Source organism: Pseudomonas sp. GW460-12-10-14-TSB1 (assembly GCF_017349775.1).
GTDB lineage: Bacteria > Pseudomonadota > Gammaproteobacteria > Pseudomonadales > Pseudomonadaceae > Aquipseudomonas > Aquipseudomonas piscium.
In genome coordinates this window covers 1-17,301 of the sequence record NZ_JACNAC010000021.1, presented here as the reverse complement: position 1 = coordinate 17,301, position 17,301 = coordinate 1, and the positions used below count along the sequence as shown (strand labels likewise).

General features: G+C 62.6%; 13 protein-coding genes. 4 read left to right on the top strand and 9 right to left on the bottom strand.

Going from position 1 to position 17,301, the window contains the following annotated elements; translation table 11 throughout:
• Nucleotides 1–9: 9 nt before the first annotated feature.
• From rraA to ppsA, 3 genes are all read right to left on the bottom strand, one after another.
• A complete protein-coding gene (gene rraA, locus J4D52_RS14620) occupies nucleotides 10–501 on the bottom strand; it encodes a ribonuclease E activity regulator RraA (protein WP_009042919.1) in 492 nt (163 codons plus the stop codon).
• A gap of 267 nt (nucleotides 502–768) precedes the next feature.
• Nucleotides 769–1,758, bottom strand: a complete 990-nt coding sequence (locus tag J4D52_RS14615) for an alpha/beta fold hydrolase (RefSeq protein WP_063429193.1) — start codon at nucleotides 1,756–1,758, stop codon at nucleotides 769–771.
• Between the two features lie 100 nt (nucleotides 1,759–1,858).
• The gene (gene ppsA, locus J4D52_RS14610; RefSeq protein ID WP_063429191.1) at nucleotides 1,859–4,234 is read right to left on the bottom strand and encodes a phosphoenolpyruvate synthase; all 2,376 of its coding nucleotides are present in this window, start codon (nucleotides 4,232–4,234) and stop codon (nucleotides 1,859–1,861) included.
• Between the two features lie 174 nt (nucleotides 4,235–4,408).
• Here ppsA and J4D52_RS14605 point away from each other — a divergent pair, with 174 nt between their 5' ends.
• Complete coding sequence (locus tag J4D52_RS14605) at nucleotides 4,409–5,227, top strand: pyruvate, water dikinase regulatory protein (protein ID WP_007927505.1); 819 nt, start codon at nucleotides 4,409–4,411, stop codon at nucleotides 5,225–5,227.
• Between the two features lie 107 nt (nucleotides 5,228–5,334).
• Here J4D52_RS14605 and prpD read toward each other — a convergent pair whose 3' ends face one another.
• From prpD to J4D52_RS14575, 6 genes are all read right to left on the bottom strand, one after another.
• Nucleotides 5,335–6,819 carry a 2-methylcitrate dehydratase gene (gene prpD / locus J4D52_RS14600; RefSeq protein WP_102677652.1) on the bottom strand — a complete coding sequence of 495 codons (1,485 nt, stop codon included), beginning with the start codon at nucleotides 6,817–6,819 and terminating at the stop codon, nucleotides 5,335–5,337.
• Nucleotides 6,820–7,019: 200 nt separating this feature from the next.
• A complete protein-coding gene (prpF, locus tag J4D52_RS14595; protein ID WP_063429187.1) occupies nucleotides 7,020–8,210 on the bottom strand; it encodes a 2-methylaconitate cis-trans isomerase PrpF in 1,191 nt (396 codons plus the stop codon).
• Between the two features lie 60 nt (nucleotides 8,211–8,270).
• Nucleotides 8,271–10,865 (bottom strand): Fe/S-dependent 2-methylisocitrate dehydratase AcnD, encoded by a 2,595-nt coding sequence (gene acnD, locus J4D52_RS14590; protein WP_102677653.1) that lies wholly within the window; start codon nucleotides 10,863–10,865, stop codon nucleotides 8,271–8,273.
• A gap of 185 nt (nucleotides 10,866–11,050) precedes the next feature.
• Nucleotides 11,051–12,178 (bottom strand): 2-methylcitrate synthase, encoded by a 1,128-nt coding sequence (gene prpC / locus J4D52_RS14585; protein ID WP_102677654.1) that lies wholly within the window; start codon nucleotides 12,176–12,178, stop codon nucleotides 11,051–11,053.
• 176 nt (nucleotides 12,179–12,354) lie between these two features.
• Nucleotides 12,355–13,251, bottom strand: coding sequence for a methylisocitrate lyase (gene prpB, locus J4D52_RS14580; protein ID WP_007930643.1), 897 nt, complete (start codon nucleotides 13,249–13,251; stop codon nucleotides 12,355–12,357).
• The gene (locus J4D52_RS14575) at nucleotides 13,248–13,970 is read right to left on the bottom strand and encodes a GntR family transcriptional regulator (protein WP_009047896.1); all 723 of its coding nucleotides are present in this window, start codon (nucleotides 13,968–13,970) and stop codon (nucleotides 13,248–13,250) included. Before J4D52_RS14575 ends, prpB begins: the two co-directional genes overlap by 4 nt.
• A 268-nt stretch (nucleotides 13,971–14,238) precedes the next feature.
• Here J4D52_RS14575 and J4D52_RS14570 point away from each other — a divergent pair, with 268 nt between their 5' ends.
• From J4D52_RS14570 to J4D52_RS14560, 3 genes are all read left to right on the top strand, one after another.
• A complete protein-coding gene (locus J4D52_RS14570; protein ID WP_025804290.1) occupies nucleotides 14,239–14,781 on the top strand; it encodes an ATP-dependent zinc protease in 543 nt (180 codons plus the stop codon).
• Between the two features lie 5 nt (nucleotides 14,782–14,786).
• Complete coding sequence (locus J4D52_RS14565; protein ID WP_025804291.1) at nucleotides 14,787–16,319, top strand: inactive transglutaminase family protein; 1,533 nt, start codon at nucleotides 14,787–14,789, stop codon at nucleotides 16,317–16,319.
• Nucleotides 16,319–17,301: alpha-L-glutamate ligase-like protein (locus J4D52_RS14560; protein WP_009047893.1), on the top strand; the 983-nt coding region annotated here is incomplete at its 3' end. The genes J4D52_RS14565 and J4D52_RS14560, both read left to right, overlap by 1 nt.

The window sequence follows — 17,301 nt, the reverse complement described above, 5'->3', positions numbered from 1 at the left end:
GTCGACTGCTTATTCAGGCATTTTCAGCGGGCTTGGCGAAACGATCACGCCATTGTTGTCGGCATAGACATATTCGCCCGGACGGAACGTCACCCCGGCAAAAGTCACCGCCACGTTGAGATCGCCAATGCCGCGCTTGTCGGTTTTCATCGGGTGGCTGGCCAGCGCCTGCACGCCCAGGTCGGTTTGCGCGATGACATCGACGTCACGGATGCAACCGTAGATCACCAGCCCTTCCCAACCGTTCTTGGCGGCCTTCTCGGCCAGCATGTCGCCCAGCAGCGCGCGGCGCAGGGAACCGCCACCGTCGACCACCAGCACCTTGCCGTGGCCCTTGAGCTCGACCTGTTCCTTGACCAGCGAGTTGTCTTCGAAGCATTTGATGGTCACGATTTCGCCGCCGAAGGAGTCGCGGCCACCGAAATTGCTGAACATCGGTTCAACCACCTGTACCAGATCCGGGTAGGCGTCGCACAGGTCGGGAGTGAGGTAATGGTTCATCGAGAAACTCCTGTAATGGAAAGAACACGTCGCGGTGTCGGAATTCGCAGGGTTCATGCTGAGTGACGAGCGCTGGCGGCGAATGTTTAACGCCTTGCCTTGGCCCTCGCCCCCCCATGCAGCCACCACCATACGCCAATTCCAGCAGGTGCAATGGGCACGAACGGGATACCGAACCAGCGACCGAATGTGACCAGAACCGCTCAATGCGTCATATCTTAGCCGCAAGCGCACCGGAACGAAATGCCCCTGTCAGAGCCCTTGAACTCAACTCGCGGCAGCCAGTTCGCTACCCGACGCCAACAACGGGCTCCGCTGATCCTTCAACCAACGCGCCACCAAAGGCCAGACTTCGGCTTGGGCGGCTTTGCTTACCAGCATCTCGACGTGGCCGAAATTGCCACTGAACCCTTGTTCGCGCCCCAGGCAGACAAACTGTTTGTGCTCGGAACTCAACTGGTCAAACAGCTTGCGACAAGCCCAGGTCGGATCCTGATGATCCCCGGCCGCGCTCACCGCCAATACCGGCAGCGAAACATCGGACAAACCGGCCCACCAGTCCTTCTGCCCATCCCCGAAACGTCCGAACAACCCATACCAGCGCATGCCTTCCAAGGCCAGGCCAATGGGTTCGTCTTCGGGGCCACGCTTGAGCCGCGAGCCGGACAACTGGGCAAAACGCTTGAGAATGAAACGACCGCCCCACTCCACCGCCGGGATTTTCAATGGCCAATAGGTGCGGCTGACCTGACAGCCGAACAGCGCCGCCGACGCCACTGCCGGCTCTCCCAGGTACTGGCCGCCCAGGGCCGCCGCCAGGGTAATGCCGCCCAGGGAGTGGCCGATCCAGTGTGGAACCTGGCCGCTTTGTTCACGCACGAAGGCGCCGATGGCGGGCAGATCGTATTGCGCATAGTCGGCGACGCGATTCTTGCGGTAGTCGGCATTGCGTCGCGACAGACCGTGACCGCGCATCTCGGGGATCCATACATCGAAGCCCTGGCGCGCCAGATACGCGCCCAGGCCGATGCCCTTGGGCGAATACCAGAAACGCCGATTGGAGAAACTGCCGTGCAGCAAGATTACCGGCACGCCACGGGATTCGGGCTCGTCCGCCATCCCCAGGCGGGTGACGGCCAGCTCGACCGTGGCGTCCGGGCTGTTGCCGGGCTTCAGGCGGTAGACGTCTTCACTCAGGTCGCCTCGACGTTCGGCACTGATCAAGGCGACGGGAAATAGGTTGCTGCTGCTTTGCATAATGCTCTTGCACAAAAAAGGGCGGCATCCAGATGGAGCCCGCCCTACTTGAATCTCAAAGCACCGGCCAGCCCGAAGGCTGGCCGGTGCTTCATTCCGCTTAGACCGCACCCTGCCCCTCGGCCAGGAAGAACCAGGTTTCCAGCACGGAATCCGGGTTCAGCGAGACGCTTTCGATGCCCTGCTCCATCAGCCATTTGGCCAGGTCCGGGTGGTCGGACGGGCCCTGGCCGCAAATACCGATGTATTTGCCGGCCTTGTTGCAGGCGGCGATGGCGTTGGCCAGCAGCTTCTTGACTGCCGGATTACGCTCGTCGAACAGGTGCGCGATGATGCCCGAATCACGGTCCAGGCCCAGGGTCAGCTGGGTCAGGTCGTTGGAGCCGATGGAGAAACCGTCGAAGAACTCGAGGAACTCTTCGGCCAGGATCGCGTTGGAAGGCAGCTCGCACATCATGATCACGCGCAGGCCGTTTTCACCGCGCTTGAGACCGTTTTCGGCCAGCAGATCCACCACCTGGCTGGCTTCGCCCAGGGTACGGACGAACGGCACCATGATCTCGACGTTGGTCAGGCCCATGTCGTTGCGCACGCGCTTGAGGGCGCGGCACTCGAGCTCGAAGCAGTCACGGAAGGATTCGCTGATGTAACGCGAAGCGCCGCGGAAGCCCAGCATCGGGTTTTCTTCTTCCGGCTCGTAGAGCTTGCCGCCGATCAGGTTGGCGTATTCGTTGGACTTGAAGTCCGACAGGCGCACGATGACCTTTTTCGGCCAGAAGGCCGCGGCCAGGGTGCTGATGCCTTCAACCAGCTTGTCGACGTAGAAACCGACCGGCTCGTTGTAGCCGGCGATGCGCTTGTCGACGCTTTCCTTGATTTCCAGCGGCAGGCCGGCGTAGTTCAGCAGCGCCTTGGGGTGCACGCCGATCATGCGGTTGATGATGAACTCCAGGCGGGCCAGGCCGACACCGGCGTTCGGCAACTGGGCGAAGTCGAAGGCACGGTCCGGGTTGCCGACGTTCATCATGATCTTGAACGGCAGTTCCGGCATGGCGTCGACGGAGTTTTTCTTCACGTCGAAGCCCAACTCACCCTCGAAGATGAAACCGGTATCGCCTTCAGCACAGGACACGGTCACGCCCTGGCCGTCTTTCAACAGCTCGGTGGCGTTGCCGCAACCGACAACGGCCGGAATCCCCAGCTCACGCGCGATGATCGCGGCGTGGCAGGTACGGCCGCCACGGTTGGTGACGATGGCGCTGGCGCGCTTCATCACCGGTTCCCAGTCCGGGTCGGTCATGTCGGATACCAGCACGTCGCCGGCCTGGACCTTGTCCATCTCCGACACGTCCTTGATGATCCGCACCTTGCCGGCGCCGATGCGCTGGCCGATGGCGCGACCTTCCACCAGCACGGTGCCGGTTTCCTTCAACAGGTAACGTTCCATGACGTTGGCCTGGGTGCGGCTCTTCACGGTTTCCGGACGGGCCTGGACGATGTACAGCTTGCCGTCGTCGCCGTCTTTGGCCCACTCGATGTCCATCGGGCACTTGTAGTGCTTCTCGATGATCATCGCCTGCTTGGCCAGTTCGCTGACTTCGGCGTCGGTCAGGCAGAAACGCGCGCGATCGGCCTTGTCGACGTCGACGGTCTTGACCGAGCGACCGGCCTTGGCTTCATCGCCGTAGATCATCTTGATCGCCTTGCTGCCCAGGTTACGGCGCAGGATGGCCGGGCGACCGGCTTGCAGGGTGCCCTTGTGGACGTAGAACTCGTCCGGGTTCACCGCACCTTGAACGACGGTTTCACCCAGGCCGTAGGCGCCGGTGATGAACACCACGTCACGGAAGCCCGACTCGGTGTCGAGGGTGAACATCACGCCGGCGGTACCGGTTTCCGAACGCACCATGCGCTGCACGCCGGCAGACAGGGCGACCAGCTTGTGGTCGAAGCCCTGGTGCACGCGGTAGGAAATGGCACGGTCGTTGAACAGGGAAGCGAAGACTTCCTTGGCGGCGCGAATGACGTTCTCGACGCCACGGATATTGAGGAAGGTTTCCTGCTGGCCGGCGAAGGAAGCGTCCGGCAGGTCTTCGGCGGTGGCCGAGGAGCGCACGGCCACGGCCATGTCAGGGTTGCCCGCGGACAGCTTGGCGAACGCGGTGCGGATTTCGCTATTCAGTTGCTCGGGGAACTCGGCTTCCATGATCCATTGACGGATCTGGGCACCGGTCTTGGCCAGGGCATTCACGTCATCGACGTCCAGGGCGTCGAGCGCGGCGTGGATCTGGTCGTTAAGACCGCTCAATTCGAGAAAATCACGATAGGCCTGAGCCGTCGTGGCAAAGCCTCCAGGGACCGATACACCGGCGCCTGCAAGGTTACTGATCATCTCGCCCAGGGATGCGTTCTTGCCCCCCACATGCTCTACATCATGGACGCCGAGCTTATCGAGGGAAACTACGTACTCTACCAAGGTGATCTCTCCACTAACTGTGTTGGAAAAGCTCAGAAGCCGGCTGCTCGGGGGAGCGCTTGCCGGCTGTATGGCCTGGACCTGGAAAATAAGTGAGAATGCGGGCCATTGGAGGCCGGCAAATCGCGCCTATCATATCCAAGATTCGTCACTAGCTTAAGGCCCAAGGTGCAAATGAAACGATCTGCTTTCTTTATCTCCGACGGTACCGGCATCACCGCTGAAACCCTCGGCCAGAGCCTCCTGGCGCAGTTCGAAAACATTACCTTCAGCAAAATCACGCGGCCGTACATCGACAGCGTAGATAAAGCGCGGGCCATGGTACAACAAATCAACATCGCCGCCGAAAAGGACGGATTTCGCCCGATTATCTTCGACACCATCGTCAATCAGGACATCCGTGAGATCCTCGCGACGTCCAATGGTTTCATGATCGACATCTTCTCGACCTTCCTCGCCCCCCTGGAGCTGGAGTTGAGCGAGCACTCGTCGTACTCGGTCGGCAAGTCCCACTCCATTGGCGGTAACTCCAACTATATGGAGCGGATCGAGGCGGTGAACTTCGCCCTCGACAACGACGACGGCGCCCGTACCCACTACTACGACAAGGCCGACCTGATCCTGGTCGGCGTGTCGCGCTGCGGCAAGACCCCGACCTGCCTGTACATGGCCATGCAGTTCGGGATCCGCGCCGCCAACTACCCGCTGACCGAAGACGACATGGAACGCCTGCAGCTGCCGACCGCCCTGCGCGCCCACCAGCACAAGCTGTTCGGCCTGACCATCGACCCCGACCGGCTCACCGCCATCCGCAACGAACGCAAGCCCAACAGCCGTTATTCGAGCTATGCCCAGTGCGAGTTCGAAGTGCGCGAGGTGGAAAACCTGTTCCGCCGCGAGAACATTCCGCACATCAATTCCACCCATTTCTCGGTGGAAGAGATCTCGGCGAAGATCCTGGTGGAAAAAGGCGTCGAGCGGCGCTTCAAGTAGCGTTATCTGACCAATAGAAGGCTATCGCGAGCAAGCTCGCCCCTGCTGACCTACAAGATCTTGTAGGAGCGAGCTTGTCGCGATCGGACCAAGGGTCCACCCTGCCCTCAGATCACCAACAGATCCACGAACCGGTGCACCGCCGTGGCTTCCAGCCGCGCCTGGTCCTTGCACAGGACAAAGATCTGCGCCGAACGCTGGGCCGTGAAGCGGGTGGCCAGGTTGGCCTTGAACTTGTCCTCCAGCAGAGGAATGCCTTCGGCGCGGCGCCGGCGGTGGCCGATCGGGTATTCCACCACCACCTGCTCGGTGCTTGAACCATCCTTGAAGAACACCTGTAGCGCATTGGCGATGGAGCGCTTGTCGGCCTCCAGATACTCGCGGGTGTAGCGCGGCTCCTCGACGACCTGCATCTTCTCGCGCAACTGATCGATGATCGGGTGGGCGGCATGGAAGTCGTCTTCATAGTGCTCGGCCACCAGGTTGCCGAACGCCAACGGCACGGCGGTCATGTACTGGATGCAGTGGTCGCGATCGGCGGCGTTGGCCAGCGGGCCGACCTTGGAAATGATGCGGATCGCCGACTCATGGGTGGTGATGACGATCCTGTCGATCTCGTGCAGGCGATTGCGCACCAGGGGGTGCAGAGTCACTGCCGCTTCACAGGCGGTCTGCGCATGGAATTCGGCCGGGAAGCTGATCTTGAACAGCACGTTTTCCATCACATAGCTGCCGTACTGCTGCGACAGGCTGAAGCGGCGCTTGTCTTCGGGCTTGAGCGCCAGGTCCTTGTTGGTGTGGCTGAACAGCACGTCGTAGAACCCCCACTGCGGCGCGCTCAGCACTCCCGGAATGCCCATCTCGCCGCGCAGGACGATGTCCGCCAGGCGCACACCACGGCTGGAGGCATCCCCCGCCGCCCAGGACTTGCGCGAACCGGCGTTCGGCGCATGCCGGTAGGTGCGCAGCGCCTGGCCATCGACAAAGGCATGGGACAGCGCCGCCAGCAACTGCTCGCGGTTGGCGCCCATCAGCTTGGCGCAGACCGCGGTCGAGGCGACTTTCACCAGCAAGACATGGTCGAGGCCGACCCGGTTGAAGGAGTTCTCCAGGGCAATCACCCCCTGGATCTCATGAGCCATGATCATGGCCTCGAGCACCGCGCGCATGGTCAGCGGCGCCTCGCCATTGGCCACGCGCTTTTGCGACAGGTGATCGGCCACGGCGAGGATGCCGCCGAGGTTGTCGGAAGGATGGCCCCACTCGGCGGCGAGCCAGGTGTCGTTGTAATCCAGCCAACGGACGATGCAGCCGATATCCCAGGCTGCCTTGACCGGATCCAGGCGGAAGCTGGTGCCCGGCACTCGCGCGCCAAAGGGTACGACCGTGCCCTCGACCATGGGCCCCAGGTGCTTGGTGCACTCGGGAAAGCGCAGGGCCAGCAGACCGCAGCCGAGGGTGTCCATCAGGCAGTTGCGGGCGGTATCCAGAGCCTCGTGGGACTCGATCCGGTAGCTCAGAACGTAGTCGGCGATGTCCTGCAGGACCTGGTCGTAATCGGGGCGTTCGTTCAGATCAACGTTGGCGCTCATGGGCAGTTCACTCCATCAAGGGTTAGGTGTGCGTTGCATCCTCAAGGTCAGGCCGATCGGGTTATTTTGTTATTCATCCCATTGTAGGAGCGAGCTTGCTCGCGATGACGGGATGGACTGTCGACATCGCTGTCGACATCGCTGTCGAGCTTGGTATCGCTATCGCGAGCAAGCTCGCTCCTACAGGGGCTGTTTATGATTTAGAAAGCGTCGCCAGGCACACGCACCCAGCCTTCCATCAAGACCCGCGCGCTGCGGCTCATGATGGCCTTGGTCACGCTCCATTCGCCGTTGTCCTGCACGGCTTCGGCGCCGACGCGCAAGGTCCCCGACGGGTGACCGAAACGCACCGCGCTGCGCTCACCGCCGCCGGCCGCCAGGTTGACCAGGGTCCCGGGAATCGCCGCCGCCGTGCCGATGGCCACCGCGGCGGTGCCCATCATCGCGTGGTGCAGCTTGCCCATGGACAGCGCGCGCACCAGCAGATCGACATCGGCGGCCTTCACAACCTTGCCGCTGGAAGCCTGGTAGTCCGCGGGCGGCGCAACAAAGGCAACCTTGGGCGTGTGCTGGCGCTTGGCCGCTTCGTCCAGGTGCTGGATCAGCCCCATGCGCAGTGCGCCGTGGGCGCGGATGGTCTCGAACATCGCCAGCGCCTTGGGGTCGCCGTTGATATCGCCCTGCAGCTCGGTACCGCTGTAGCCGATGTCTCGGGCATTGATGAAGATGGTCGGGATCCCGGCATTGATCATGGTGGCCTTGAAAGTCCCGACGCCCGGCACCTCCAGATCGTCCACCAGGCTGCCGGTGGGGAACATCGAACCACCGGCGCCCTCTTCCTCGGCTGCTGGGTCCATGAACTCCAACTGCACCTCGGCCGCCGGGAAGGTCACGCCATCCAGTTCGAAATCGCCGGTTTCCTGCACCGCGCCGTTGGTCATCGGCACATGGGCGATGATGGTCTTGCCGATATTGGCCTGCCAGATGCGCACCACGGCCACGCCGTTCTGCGGGATACGCTCGGCATCCACCAGACCGCTGCTGATAGCGAAGGAACCGACCGCCGCCGACAGGTTGCCGCAGTTGCCGCTCCAGTCGACGAAAGGCTTGTCGATGGACACCTGGCCGAACAGGTAATCCACGTCGTGACCGGGCTTGATGCTTTTCGACAGGATCACCGTCTTGCTGGTGCTGGACGTGGCGCCGCCCATGCCATCGATCTGCTTGTCGTACGGGTCGGGGCTGCCGATCACCCGCAACAGCAATGCATCGCGGGCCGCCCCCGGCAACTGCGCCGCCTCGGGCAGGTCTTGCAGGCTGAAGAACACGCCCTTGCTGGTGCCGCCGCGCATGTAGGTGGCGGGAATCTTGATTTGCGCTACGAAAGCCATGAATTTCGGTCCTGATAAAGACCGAGGGCGGCGCCTTGCGGCCCGCCCCCGGTACGTCACTTAACTGGCGACAGCCGATTCGAGGAAGTCCTGGGCAAAGCGCTGCAACACGCCGCCCGCTTCGTAGATCGACACCTCTTCAGCGGTGTCGAGACGGCAGGTCACCGGCACCTCAATGCGCTCGCCGCTCTTGCGCTGGATCACCAGGGTCAGGGTGGCGCGCGGCTTGCGCTCGCCCACCACATCGAAGGTTTCGGTACCGTCGATGCCCAGGGTCTTGCGGTCGGTGCCCGGCTTGAACTCCAGCGGCAGCACGCCCATGCCCACCAGGTTGGTGCGGTGGATGCGTTCGAAGCCTTCGGCGGCGATGGCTTCCACCCCGGCCAGGCGCACCCCCTTGGCCGCCCAGTCACGGGACGAACCCTGGCCGTAGTCGGCACCGGCGATGATGATCAGCGGCTGCTTGCGCTGCATATAGGTCTCGATGGCTTCCCACATCCGGGTGACCTGGCCTTCCGGCTCGATCCGCGCCAGCGAACCCTGCTTGACCTTGCCGCCTTCCTGGACCATTTCGTTGAACAGTTTCGGGTTGGCGAAGGTCGCCCGCTGCGCGGTCAGATGGTCGCCGCGGTGGGTCGCGTAAGAGTTGAAGTCCTCTTCCGGCAGGCCCATTTTCGCCAGGTACTCACCCGCCGCGCTGTCGAGCATGATGGCGTTGGACGGCGACAGGTGATCGGTGGTGATGTTGTCCGGCAGCACCGCCAGCGGACGCATGCCGGTCAGGCTGCGCGCGCCGGCCAGGGCGCCTTCCCAGTACGGCGGACGACGGATGTAGGTGCTCATCTCGCGCCAGTCGTACAGCGGCTCGACCTTGGGCCCGGTGTCTTCGTGAATGGCGAACATCGGGATGTACACCTTGCGGAACTGCTCGGGTTTCACCGAAGCCTTGACCACCGCGTCGATCTCTTCGTCGCTCGGCCAGATGTCCTTGAGGCGGATTTCCTTGCCGTTGGCGTCCAGGCCCAATACATCCTTCTCGATGTCGAAGCGGATGGTCCCGGCAATCGCATAGGCCACCACCAGCGGCGGCGAAGCGAGGAACGCCTGCTTGGCATAGGGGTGGATACGCCCGTCGAAGTTGCGGTTGCCCGACAGCACCGCGGTGGCATACAGGTCGCGGTCGATGATCTCTTTCTGGATCACCGGGTCCAGCGCGCCGGACATGCCGTTGCAGGTGGTGCAGGCAAAGGCCACGACGCCAAAGCCCAATTGCTCCAGTTCGTGGGTCAAACCCGCTTCGTCCAGGTACATGGCCACGGTCTTGGAACCCGGCGCCAGCGACGACTTGACCCAGGGTTTGCGGGTCAGGCCGAGCTTGTTGGCGTTACGCGCCAGCAGGCCGGCGGCGATCACGTTGCGCGGGTTGCTGGTGTTGGTGCAGCTGGTGATGGCCGCGATGATCACCGCGCCATCGGGCATTTGCCCCGGCACCTCCTGCCACTGGCCGGCGATGCCCTTGGCCGCCAGGTCGCTGGTCGCCACCCGGGCGTGGGGGTTGCTCGGGCCCGCCATGTTGCGCACCACCGAGGACAGGTCGAACTGCAAGCCACGCTCGTACTGCGCATCTTTCAGGCTGTCGGCCCACAGGCCGGCCTGCTTGGCATAGGTCTCGACCAGTTGTACTTGCTCGTCTTCGCGACCAGTGAGCTTGAGGTAGTCGATGGTCTGCTGGTCGATGTAGAACATTGCCGCGGTGGCGCCGTATTCCGGGGCCATGTTGGAGATGGTCGCGCGGTCACCCAGGGTCAGCGCCGCGGCGCCTGCGCCGAAGAACTCCAGGTAGGCACCCACCACCTTCTGCTTGCGCAGGAACTCGGTCAGCGCCAGCACCATATCGGTGGCGGTGATGCCCGGTTGCAGCTTGCCAGTCAGCTCGACGCCGACGATTTCCGGCAGGCGCATCCAGGACGCTCGACCGAGCATCACGCTTTCGGCTTCCAGGCCGCCGACGCCGATGGCGATCACGCCCAGGGCATCCACGTGCGGGGTGTGGCTGTCGGTACCGACGCAGGTATCGGGAAAGGCCACGCCATCGCGCGCCTGGATCACCGGCGACATTTTCTCCAGGTTGATCTGGTGCATGATGCCGTTGCCCGGCGGGATCACGTCGACGTTCTTGAAAGCCTTCTTGGTCCAGTTGATGAAGTGGAAACGGTCTTCGTTGCGCCGGTCTTCCACCGCGCGGTTCTTGGCGAACGCGTCCGGGTCGAAGCCGCCGCACTCCACCGCCAGCGAGTGGTCAACGATCAACTGGGTCGGCACCACCGGGTTGACCTGGGCCGGGTCGCCGCCCTGGTCGGCGATGGCATCGCGCAGGCCGGCCAGATCCACCAGGGCGGTCTGGCCGAGAATGTCGTGGCATACCACCCGGGCCGGAAACCAGGGGAAGTCGAGGTCGCGCTTGCGCTCGATCAGTTGCTTCAGGGAATCGGTCAGGGTCGCAGGATCGCAACGACGCACCAGGTTTTCCGCGAGCACGCGCGAGGTGTACGGCAGGCTGTCGTAGGCGCCGGGCTGGATCGCCTCGACGGCCGCGCGGGTGTCGAAGTAGTCCAGTCGGGTACCGGGTAACGGTTTACGAAATTCTGTGTTCATCGTCAGGGCTCGGTCACGGTGATTGCAAAAGGTGGTGCTGCTGAAATCGCTCCCTGTAGGAGCGAAGCTTGCTCGCGATAGCGGTGTAACGGCCAACATCGATGTTGAATGTCAGTCCGTCTTCGCGGGCAAGCCTCGCTCCTACAGGGCTCTGGGTTTATCCAGGGCGTTCAAGCAGCCACCATTCAGCGACGTTCGATTGGCACGAACTTGCGCTGTTCGACGCCGACGTACTCGGCGCTTGGACGAATGATGCGGTTGTTGGCGCGCTGTTCGAACACGTGGGCCGCCCAGCCGGTCAGACGCGAGCAGACGAAGATCGGGGTGAACAGCTTGGTCGGGATGCCCATGAAGTGGTACGCCGAGGCATGGTAGAAGTCGGCGTTGGGGAATAGCTTCTTCTGCTCCCACATAGTCTTGTCGATGGCTTCAGAAACCGGGAACAGCACCTTGTCGCCCACTTCATCGGCGAGTTTTTTCGACCAGCCCTTGATCACCTCGTTGCGCGGGTCGTTGTCTTTGTAGATCGCATGGCCGAAGCCCATGATCTTGTCCTTGCGCTCGAGCATGCCGAGAGTGCCCTTGATCGCCTCTTCCGGCGAAGAAAAACGCTCGATCATCTCCATCGCCGCCTCGTTGGCGCCGCCGTGCAGCGGGCCGCGCAGCGAACCGATGGCCGCGGTGACGCAGGAGTACAGGTCGGACAGGGTCGAGGCACAGACCCGGGCGGTGAAGGTCGAGGCGTTGAATTCGTGCTCGGCATAGAGGATCAGCGACACGTTCATCACCTTGACGTGCAGCTCGCTCGGCTTCTTGTCGTGCAGCAGGTGCAGAAAGTGGCTACCGATGCACGGCTCGTCGGTCACGCAATCGATGCGCTTGCCGTCGTGGCTGAAGCGGTACCAGTAGCACATGATCGCCGGGAACGCGGCCAGCAGGCGGTCGGTGACATCGCGCTGCTGGGAGAAATCCTGTTCCGGCTCGATATTGCCGAGGAACGAGCAGCCGGTGCGCATCACATCCATCGGATGGGCGTCGGCCGGAATGCGCTCCAGCACTTCTTTCAGTGCCTGCGGCAGGTCGCGCAGTTTGCTCAGCTTCTGGGCGTAGGCGTCCAGTTGCGCCTGGGTCGGCAGCTCGCCGTACAGCAGCAGGTAGGCCACTTCCTCGAACTGCGCGTCGGCCGCCAGTTCGCGGACGTCGTAACCCCGGTAGGTCAACCCGGCACCGGCCTGGCCCACGGTCGACAAGGCAGTCTGCCCGGCCACCTGGCCACGCAGGCCAGCGCCACTCAATACTTTTGCTTCGGCCATTGCTCTCTCCAATCTTGAATTTGTTAGGGAATCGGCAACTTCATGGGTCGGGGCTCAGCCCGACCCTGTAGGAGCGAGCTTGCTCGCGATGCTGGTCGGCACACCCCGGTGTATCAGGGGCTGCGCGTTGTCGTTGACGTCCATCGCGGGCAAGCCTCGCTCCTACAAAGGTTGGTTCAGCTTTTCTTCTGGGCGAACAGCGCATCGAGCTTCTGCTCGAAGGTGTGGTAGTCGATGCGGTCGTACAGCTCCATGCGGGTCTGCATGGTATCGATCACGTTCTGCTGGGTACCGTCGCGACGGATCGCGGTGTAGACGTTTTCCGCCGCCTTGTTCATGGCGCGGAACGCCGACAGCGGGTAGAGCACCAGGGAAACATCCACGGACTTCAGTTGTTCGGTGGTGTACAGCGGCGTGGCACCGAACTCGGTGATGTTGGCCAGGATCGGCGCTTTCACCCGGCTGGCGAAGATCTTGTACATCTCCAGCTCAGTGATGGCTTCCGGGAACACCATATCGGCACCGGCCTCGATACAGGCGGCGGCGCGGTCCAGGGCCGACTCCAGCCCCTCCACCGCCAGGGCGTCGGTACGGGCCATGATCACGAAGCTGTCGTCGGTGCGGGCATCCACCGCGGCCTTGATGCGGTCGACCATTTCCTGCTGGGAGACGATCTCTTTGTTCGGACGGTGGCCGCAGCGCTTGGCGCCGACCTGGTCCTCGATGTGAATCGCCGCCGCGCCGAACTTGATCATCGACTTGACGGTGCGCGCCACGTTGAACGCCGACGAACCGAAACCGGTGTCCACGTCCACCAGCAGCGGCAGGTCGCAGACGTCGGTGATGCGGCGCACGTCGGTCAGCACGTCGTCGAGCCCGGTGATGCCCAGGTCCGGCACGCCGAGGGAGCCGGCCGCCACCCCGCCACCGGACAGGTAGATCGCCTTGAACCCGGCGCGCTTGGCCAGCAGCGCATGGTTGGCATTGATGGCGCCGACCACCTGCAAGGGTCGTTCGCTGGCGACCGCATCGCGGAAGCGCTGGCCTGGAGTGCTCTTGTTGTTGGAACTCATGACTCACCTCGTGGAGTGGCTGTCTGCTTGGCGCCGTCCTGGTAATGACGGGCAATGTTGCGTTTGGAAGCACCGATGTGACGGCGCATCAACAACTCGGCCAGTTCGCCGTCGCGATCGGCAATGGCATCGAGAATCCGGTGGTGCTCGGCGAACGCCTGGTGCGGGCGGTTGGGCGTGGCGGAAAACTGGATGCGGTACATGCGCACCAGTTGGTACAGCTCGCCGCAGAGCATCTGCGTGAGGGTGCGGTTGCCGGCGCCCTGGATAATCCGGTAGTGAAAGTCGAAATCGCCTTCCTGTTGGTAGTAGCCGACACCGGCCTGGAACGCCGCATCGCGCTCATGGGTATCGAGGACCCGGCGCAGCTCGTCGATTTCCTCGTTGGTCATGCGCTCGGCGGCCAGGCGGCAGGCCATGCCTTCCAGGGACTCGCGGATTTCGTAGAGTTCGATCAGCTCGGCATGACTCAGGGACACCACCCGCGCCCCGACATGGGGCACCCGCACCAGCAGGCGCTGGCCTTCCAGGCGGTGGATCGCCTCGCGCAACGGGCCGCGGCTGATACCGTAGGTGCGCGCCAGTTCCGGCTCGGAAATCTTGCTGCCCGGGGCGATCTCGCCCTTGACGATGGCCGCCTGAATGCGCCTGAAGACGTTTTCGGACAAGGTTTCCGAATCGTCCTGCGTCACGGCGGGGGGATCGAGCTGATCCAGCATATTGTCGACACCTTGAAAATCAATGCGACAAAAACTAGCCAATACAACTCATGCAGTCAAAGGAAAAATAGATATTGTCGACAATCGTCTAATAACCCTTTGCACCAAACCGGCACAAAAGCCCCGCCCCGCCGCTGGCGCCATAAAACCAGCATGCTAGAATGCCGCCCGCATTTGCCTGTCATATTAATAAGGCAGCACACGAGGGAGCTTGCGCAGCAATGCCAGTCGCCTTGAACTGAAGAACCCATGCAACGCACCAGGATCTATGAGACTCAAGGCCTTCTCCATACTGTTCTGCCTGCTCGCCCTGCCGGGCCTGAGTGCCGCCGCCGGCAAGACCGTTTACGGCCTCAATGAATACGCCAGACTGTCCGGGATCGACCTGGAAGTCGCCGCCAAGCTCGACACTGGCGCCAAGACCGCCTCCCTCAGCGCCCGCGATATCAAGCGCTTCAAGCGCAATGGCGAATCCTGGGTACGCTTCTACCTGGCCATCGACGCCGCCCATTCCCACCCTATCGAGCGTCCGCTGGCCCGCGTCAGCAAGATCAAGCGCCGCGCCGGCGACTACGACCCCGATGAGGAAAACAACAAGAAGTACACCGCGCGCCCGGTCATCGAGCTGGATATCTGCATGGGCGGAGCCCTGCGCAGCATAGAAGTGAACTTGACCGACCGCAGTGCATTCCAATACCCGCTCTTGATCGGCTCCGAAGCGCTCAAGCGCTTCGATGCACTGGTCGACCCCAGTCTTAAATACGCTGCTGGCAAACCTGCCTGCGCCACCGACGCTCATACCGCAGAGTAATTCCAATGCGCTCTCTTACCCTCCATCTGAAAATGCTGATCGCCATCCTGGTGGTGCTGGGCATTTCGGTCACGGCCTATCAGATTTTCGTGCTCGGCATCCCGGTGACCGAAGACGCCACCGACGACCTGTGGAACATCGACGCCAAGGTCGAATTCGTCGCCAACGCCAAGGACCCGATCAAGATCCAGATGTTCGTGCCGCCATTGAGCCGCGACTACGTCAGCCTGAACGAGAGCTTCATCTCCAATAACTACGGGGTGGCGGTGAACCGCGTCGACGGCAACCGCAAGGTCACCTGGTCGGCACGCCGCGCCAAGGGCAACCAGACCCTCTACTACCGCCTGGTGCTGACCAAGCGCTACACCGCGGAAAAAGCCAAGATCAAGGGCCCGACCTTCCGCGACAGCATCGCCGTCGAAGGCCCAGAAAAGATCGCCGCCGAAGCCCTGCTCGCGCCGATCCGCCAGCACTCGGCCGACGTCGAGACCTTCATCAGCGAAGCCATCAAGCGGGTCAACAACAGCAGCGACGACAACGCCAAGATGCTCCTGGCAGGCGATCCGTCGCCGGCGAACAAGGCCAAGATCGTCGACCTGCTGCTGTCCATCGCCCACGTGCCGATGGAAAAGGTCCACACCATCCGCCTGGTGGCCGACCAGCCACAGGCCCCGGAACTGTGGCTGCGCAGCTTCAACGGTACCGACTGGCTGTACTTCAACCCGGAAACCGGCGAACAGGGCCTGCCCAGCGACCGCCTGCTGTGGTGGATCGGTGACGACAGCCTGATCACCGTCGATGGCGGCAAGAAAGCCACCGTCACCTTCAGCCTGAACAACAGCGAAATGAACGCCATTCGCCTGGCCAAGCTGACCGACGAGAACACCGACGCCAACTTCCTCGAATACTCGCTGTACGGCCTGCCGCTGCAGACCCAGCAGACCTTCATGATCATGGTGATGATCCCGATCGGCGTGCTGGTGATCCTGGTGCTGCGCAACCTGATCGGCCTGCAGACCCTGGGTACCTTCACCCCGGTGCTGATCGCCCTGGCCTTCCGCGAAACCCAGCTGGGCTTCGGCATCGTGCTGTTCACGGTGATCACCGCGCTAGGGCTGTCGCTCAGGTCCTACCTGGAACACCTGAAGCTGCAGATGCTGCCGAGGCTGTCGGTGGTACTGACCTTCGTCGTGGTACTGATCGCCGCCATCAGCCTGTTCAGCCACAAGCTCGGCCTGGAACGCGGCCTGTCGGTCGCCCTGTTCCCGATGGTGATCCTGACCATGACCATCGAACGCCTGTCGATCACCTGGGAAGAACGCGGCGCCGGCCATGCGATGAAAGTCGCCATCGGCACGCTGTTCGCCGCCTCCCTGGCACACCTGATCATGAGCGTGCCGGAGCTGATCTACTTCGTCTTCACCTTCCCGGCGATGCTGCTGATCCTGGTGGGCTTCATGCTGGCGATGGGTCGCTACCGCGGCTACCGCCTGACCGAGCTCATGCGTTTCAAAGCCTTCGTCAAGGCTGATTCGTAATGTTCGGCCTGTGGAAGACCTGGAAGGCCCTGGAAGCCCGGGGCATCATGGGGATCAATCGGCGTAACGCGGACTACGTGCTCAAGTACAACAAGCGCAGCCTGTACCCGATCGTCGACGACAAGATCATCACCAAGGAACGCGCGATCAAGGCCGGCATCCATGTGCCGGAACTCTATGGCGTGATCTCCACCGAGAAGGAAATCGACAAACTCGGCGAGATCATCGGCGGGCGCAACGACTTCGTGATCAAGCCGGCCCAGGGCGCCGGCGGCGACGGCATCATCGTGATCGCCGACCGTTTCGAGGGTCGCTATCGCACGGTGTCGGGCAAGATCATCAGTCATGAAGAAATCGAGCACCACATCTCCAGCATCCTCACCGGCCTCTATTCCCTGGGTGGCCACCGCGACCGGGCGCTGATCGAATACCGGGTGACCCCGGACCAGATCTTCAAGAGCATCAGCTACGAAGGCGTGCCGGACATCCGCATCATCGTGCTCATGGGCTACCCGGTGATGGCCATGTTGCGCCTGCCGACCCGCCAGTCCGGCGGCAAGGCCAACCTGCACCAGGGCGCCATCGGCGTCGGTGTCGACCTGGCTACCGGCCTGACCTTGCGCGGTACCTGGCTGAACAACATCATCGCCAAGCACCCGGACACCACCAACGCGGTGGACGGCGTGCAACTGCCCTACTGGGACGGCTTCATGAAGCTGGCGGCCGGCTGTTACGAGTTGTGCGGCCTGGGCTACATCGGGGTCGATATGGTGCTGGACCAGGAAAAGGGCCCGCTGATCCTCGAGCTCAACGCCCGCCCCGGCCTGAACATCCAGATCGCCAACGACTGCGGCCTGACCCAGCGCACCCATGCGGTCGAAGCGCACCTGGCAGAACTGAAAGCCCGCGGCATCAGCGAAACCGTCGAGCAGCGCGTGCAGTTTGCCCAGGACCTGTTCGGCCATATCCCGGCGGTGGAAGG

What these genes read in the sequence shown, in the direction of transcription:
- prpC (WP_102677654.1), bottom strand. Translation starts at nt 12,178, where the DNA reads ATGGCCGAAGCAAAAGTATTGAGTGGCGCTGGCCTGCGTGGCCAGGTG.
- J4D52_RS14615 (WP_063429193.1), bottom strand. Translation starts at nt 1,758, where the DNA reads ATGCAAAGCAGCAGCAACCTATTTCCCGTCGCCTTGATCAGTGCCGAA.
- J4D52_RS14570 (WP_025804290.1), top strand. Translation starts at nt 14,239, where the DNA reads ATGAGACTCAAGGCCTTCTCCATACTGTTCTGCCTGCTCGCCCTGCCG.
- J4D52_RS14565 (WP_025804291.1), top strand. Translation starts at nt 14,787, where the DNA reads ATGCGCTCTCTTACCCTCCATCTGAAAATGCTGATCGCCATCCTGGTG.
- J4D52_RS14605 (WP_007927505.1), top strand. Translation starts at nt 4,409, where the DNA reads ATGAAACGATCTGCTTTCTTTATCTCCGACGGTACCGGCATCACCGCT.
- prpD (WP_102677652.1), bottom strand. Translation starts at nt 6,819, where the DNA reads ATGAGCGCCAACGTTGATCTGAACGAACGCCCCGATTACGACCAGGTC.
- acnD (WP_102677653.1), bottom strand. Translation starts at nt 10,865, where the DNA reads ATGAACACAGAATTTCGTAAACCGTTACCCGGTACCCGACTGGACTAC.
- rraA (WP_009042919.1), bottom strand. Translation starts at nt 501, where the DNA reads ATGAACCATTACCTCACTCCCGACCTGTGCGACGCCTACCCGGATCTG.
- prpF (WP_063429187.1), bottom strand. Translation starts at nt 8,210, where the DNA reads ATGGCTTTCGTAGCGCAAATCAAGATTCCCGCCACCTACATGCGCGGC.
- J4D52_RS14575 (WP_009047896.1), bottom strand. Translation starts at nt 13,970, where the DNA reads ATGCTGGATCAGCTCGATCCCCCCGCCGTGACGCAGGACGATTCGGAA.
- prpB (WP_007930643.1), bottom strand. Translation starts at nt 13,251, where the DNA reads ATGAGTTCCAACAACAAGAGCACTCCAGGCCAGCGCTTCCGCGATGCG.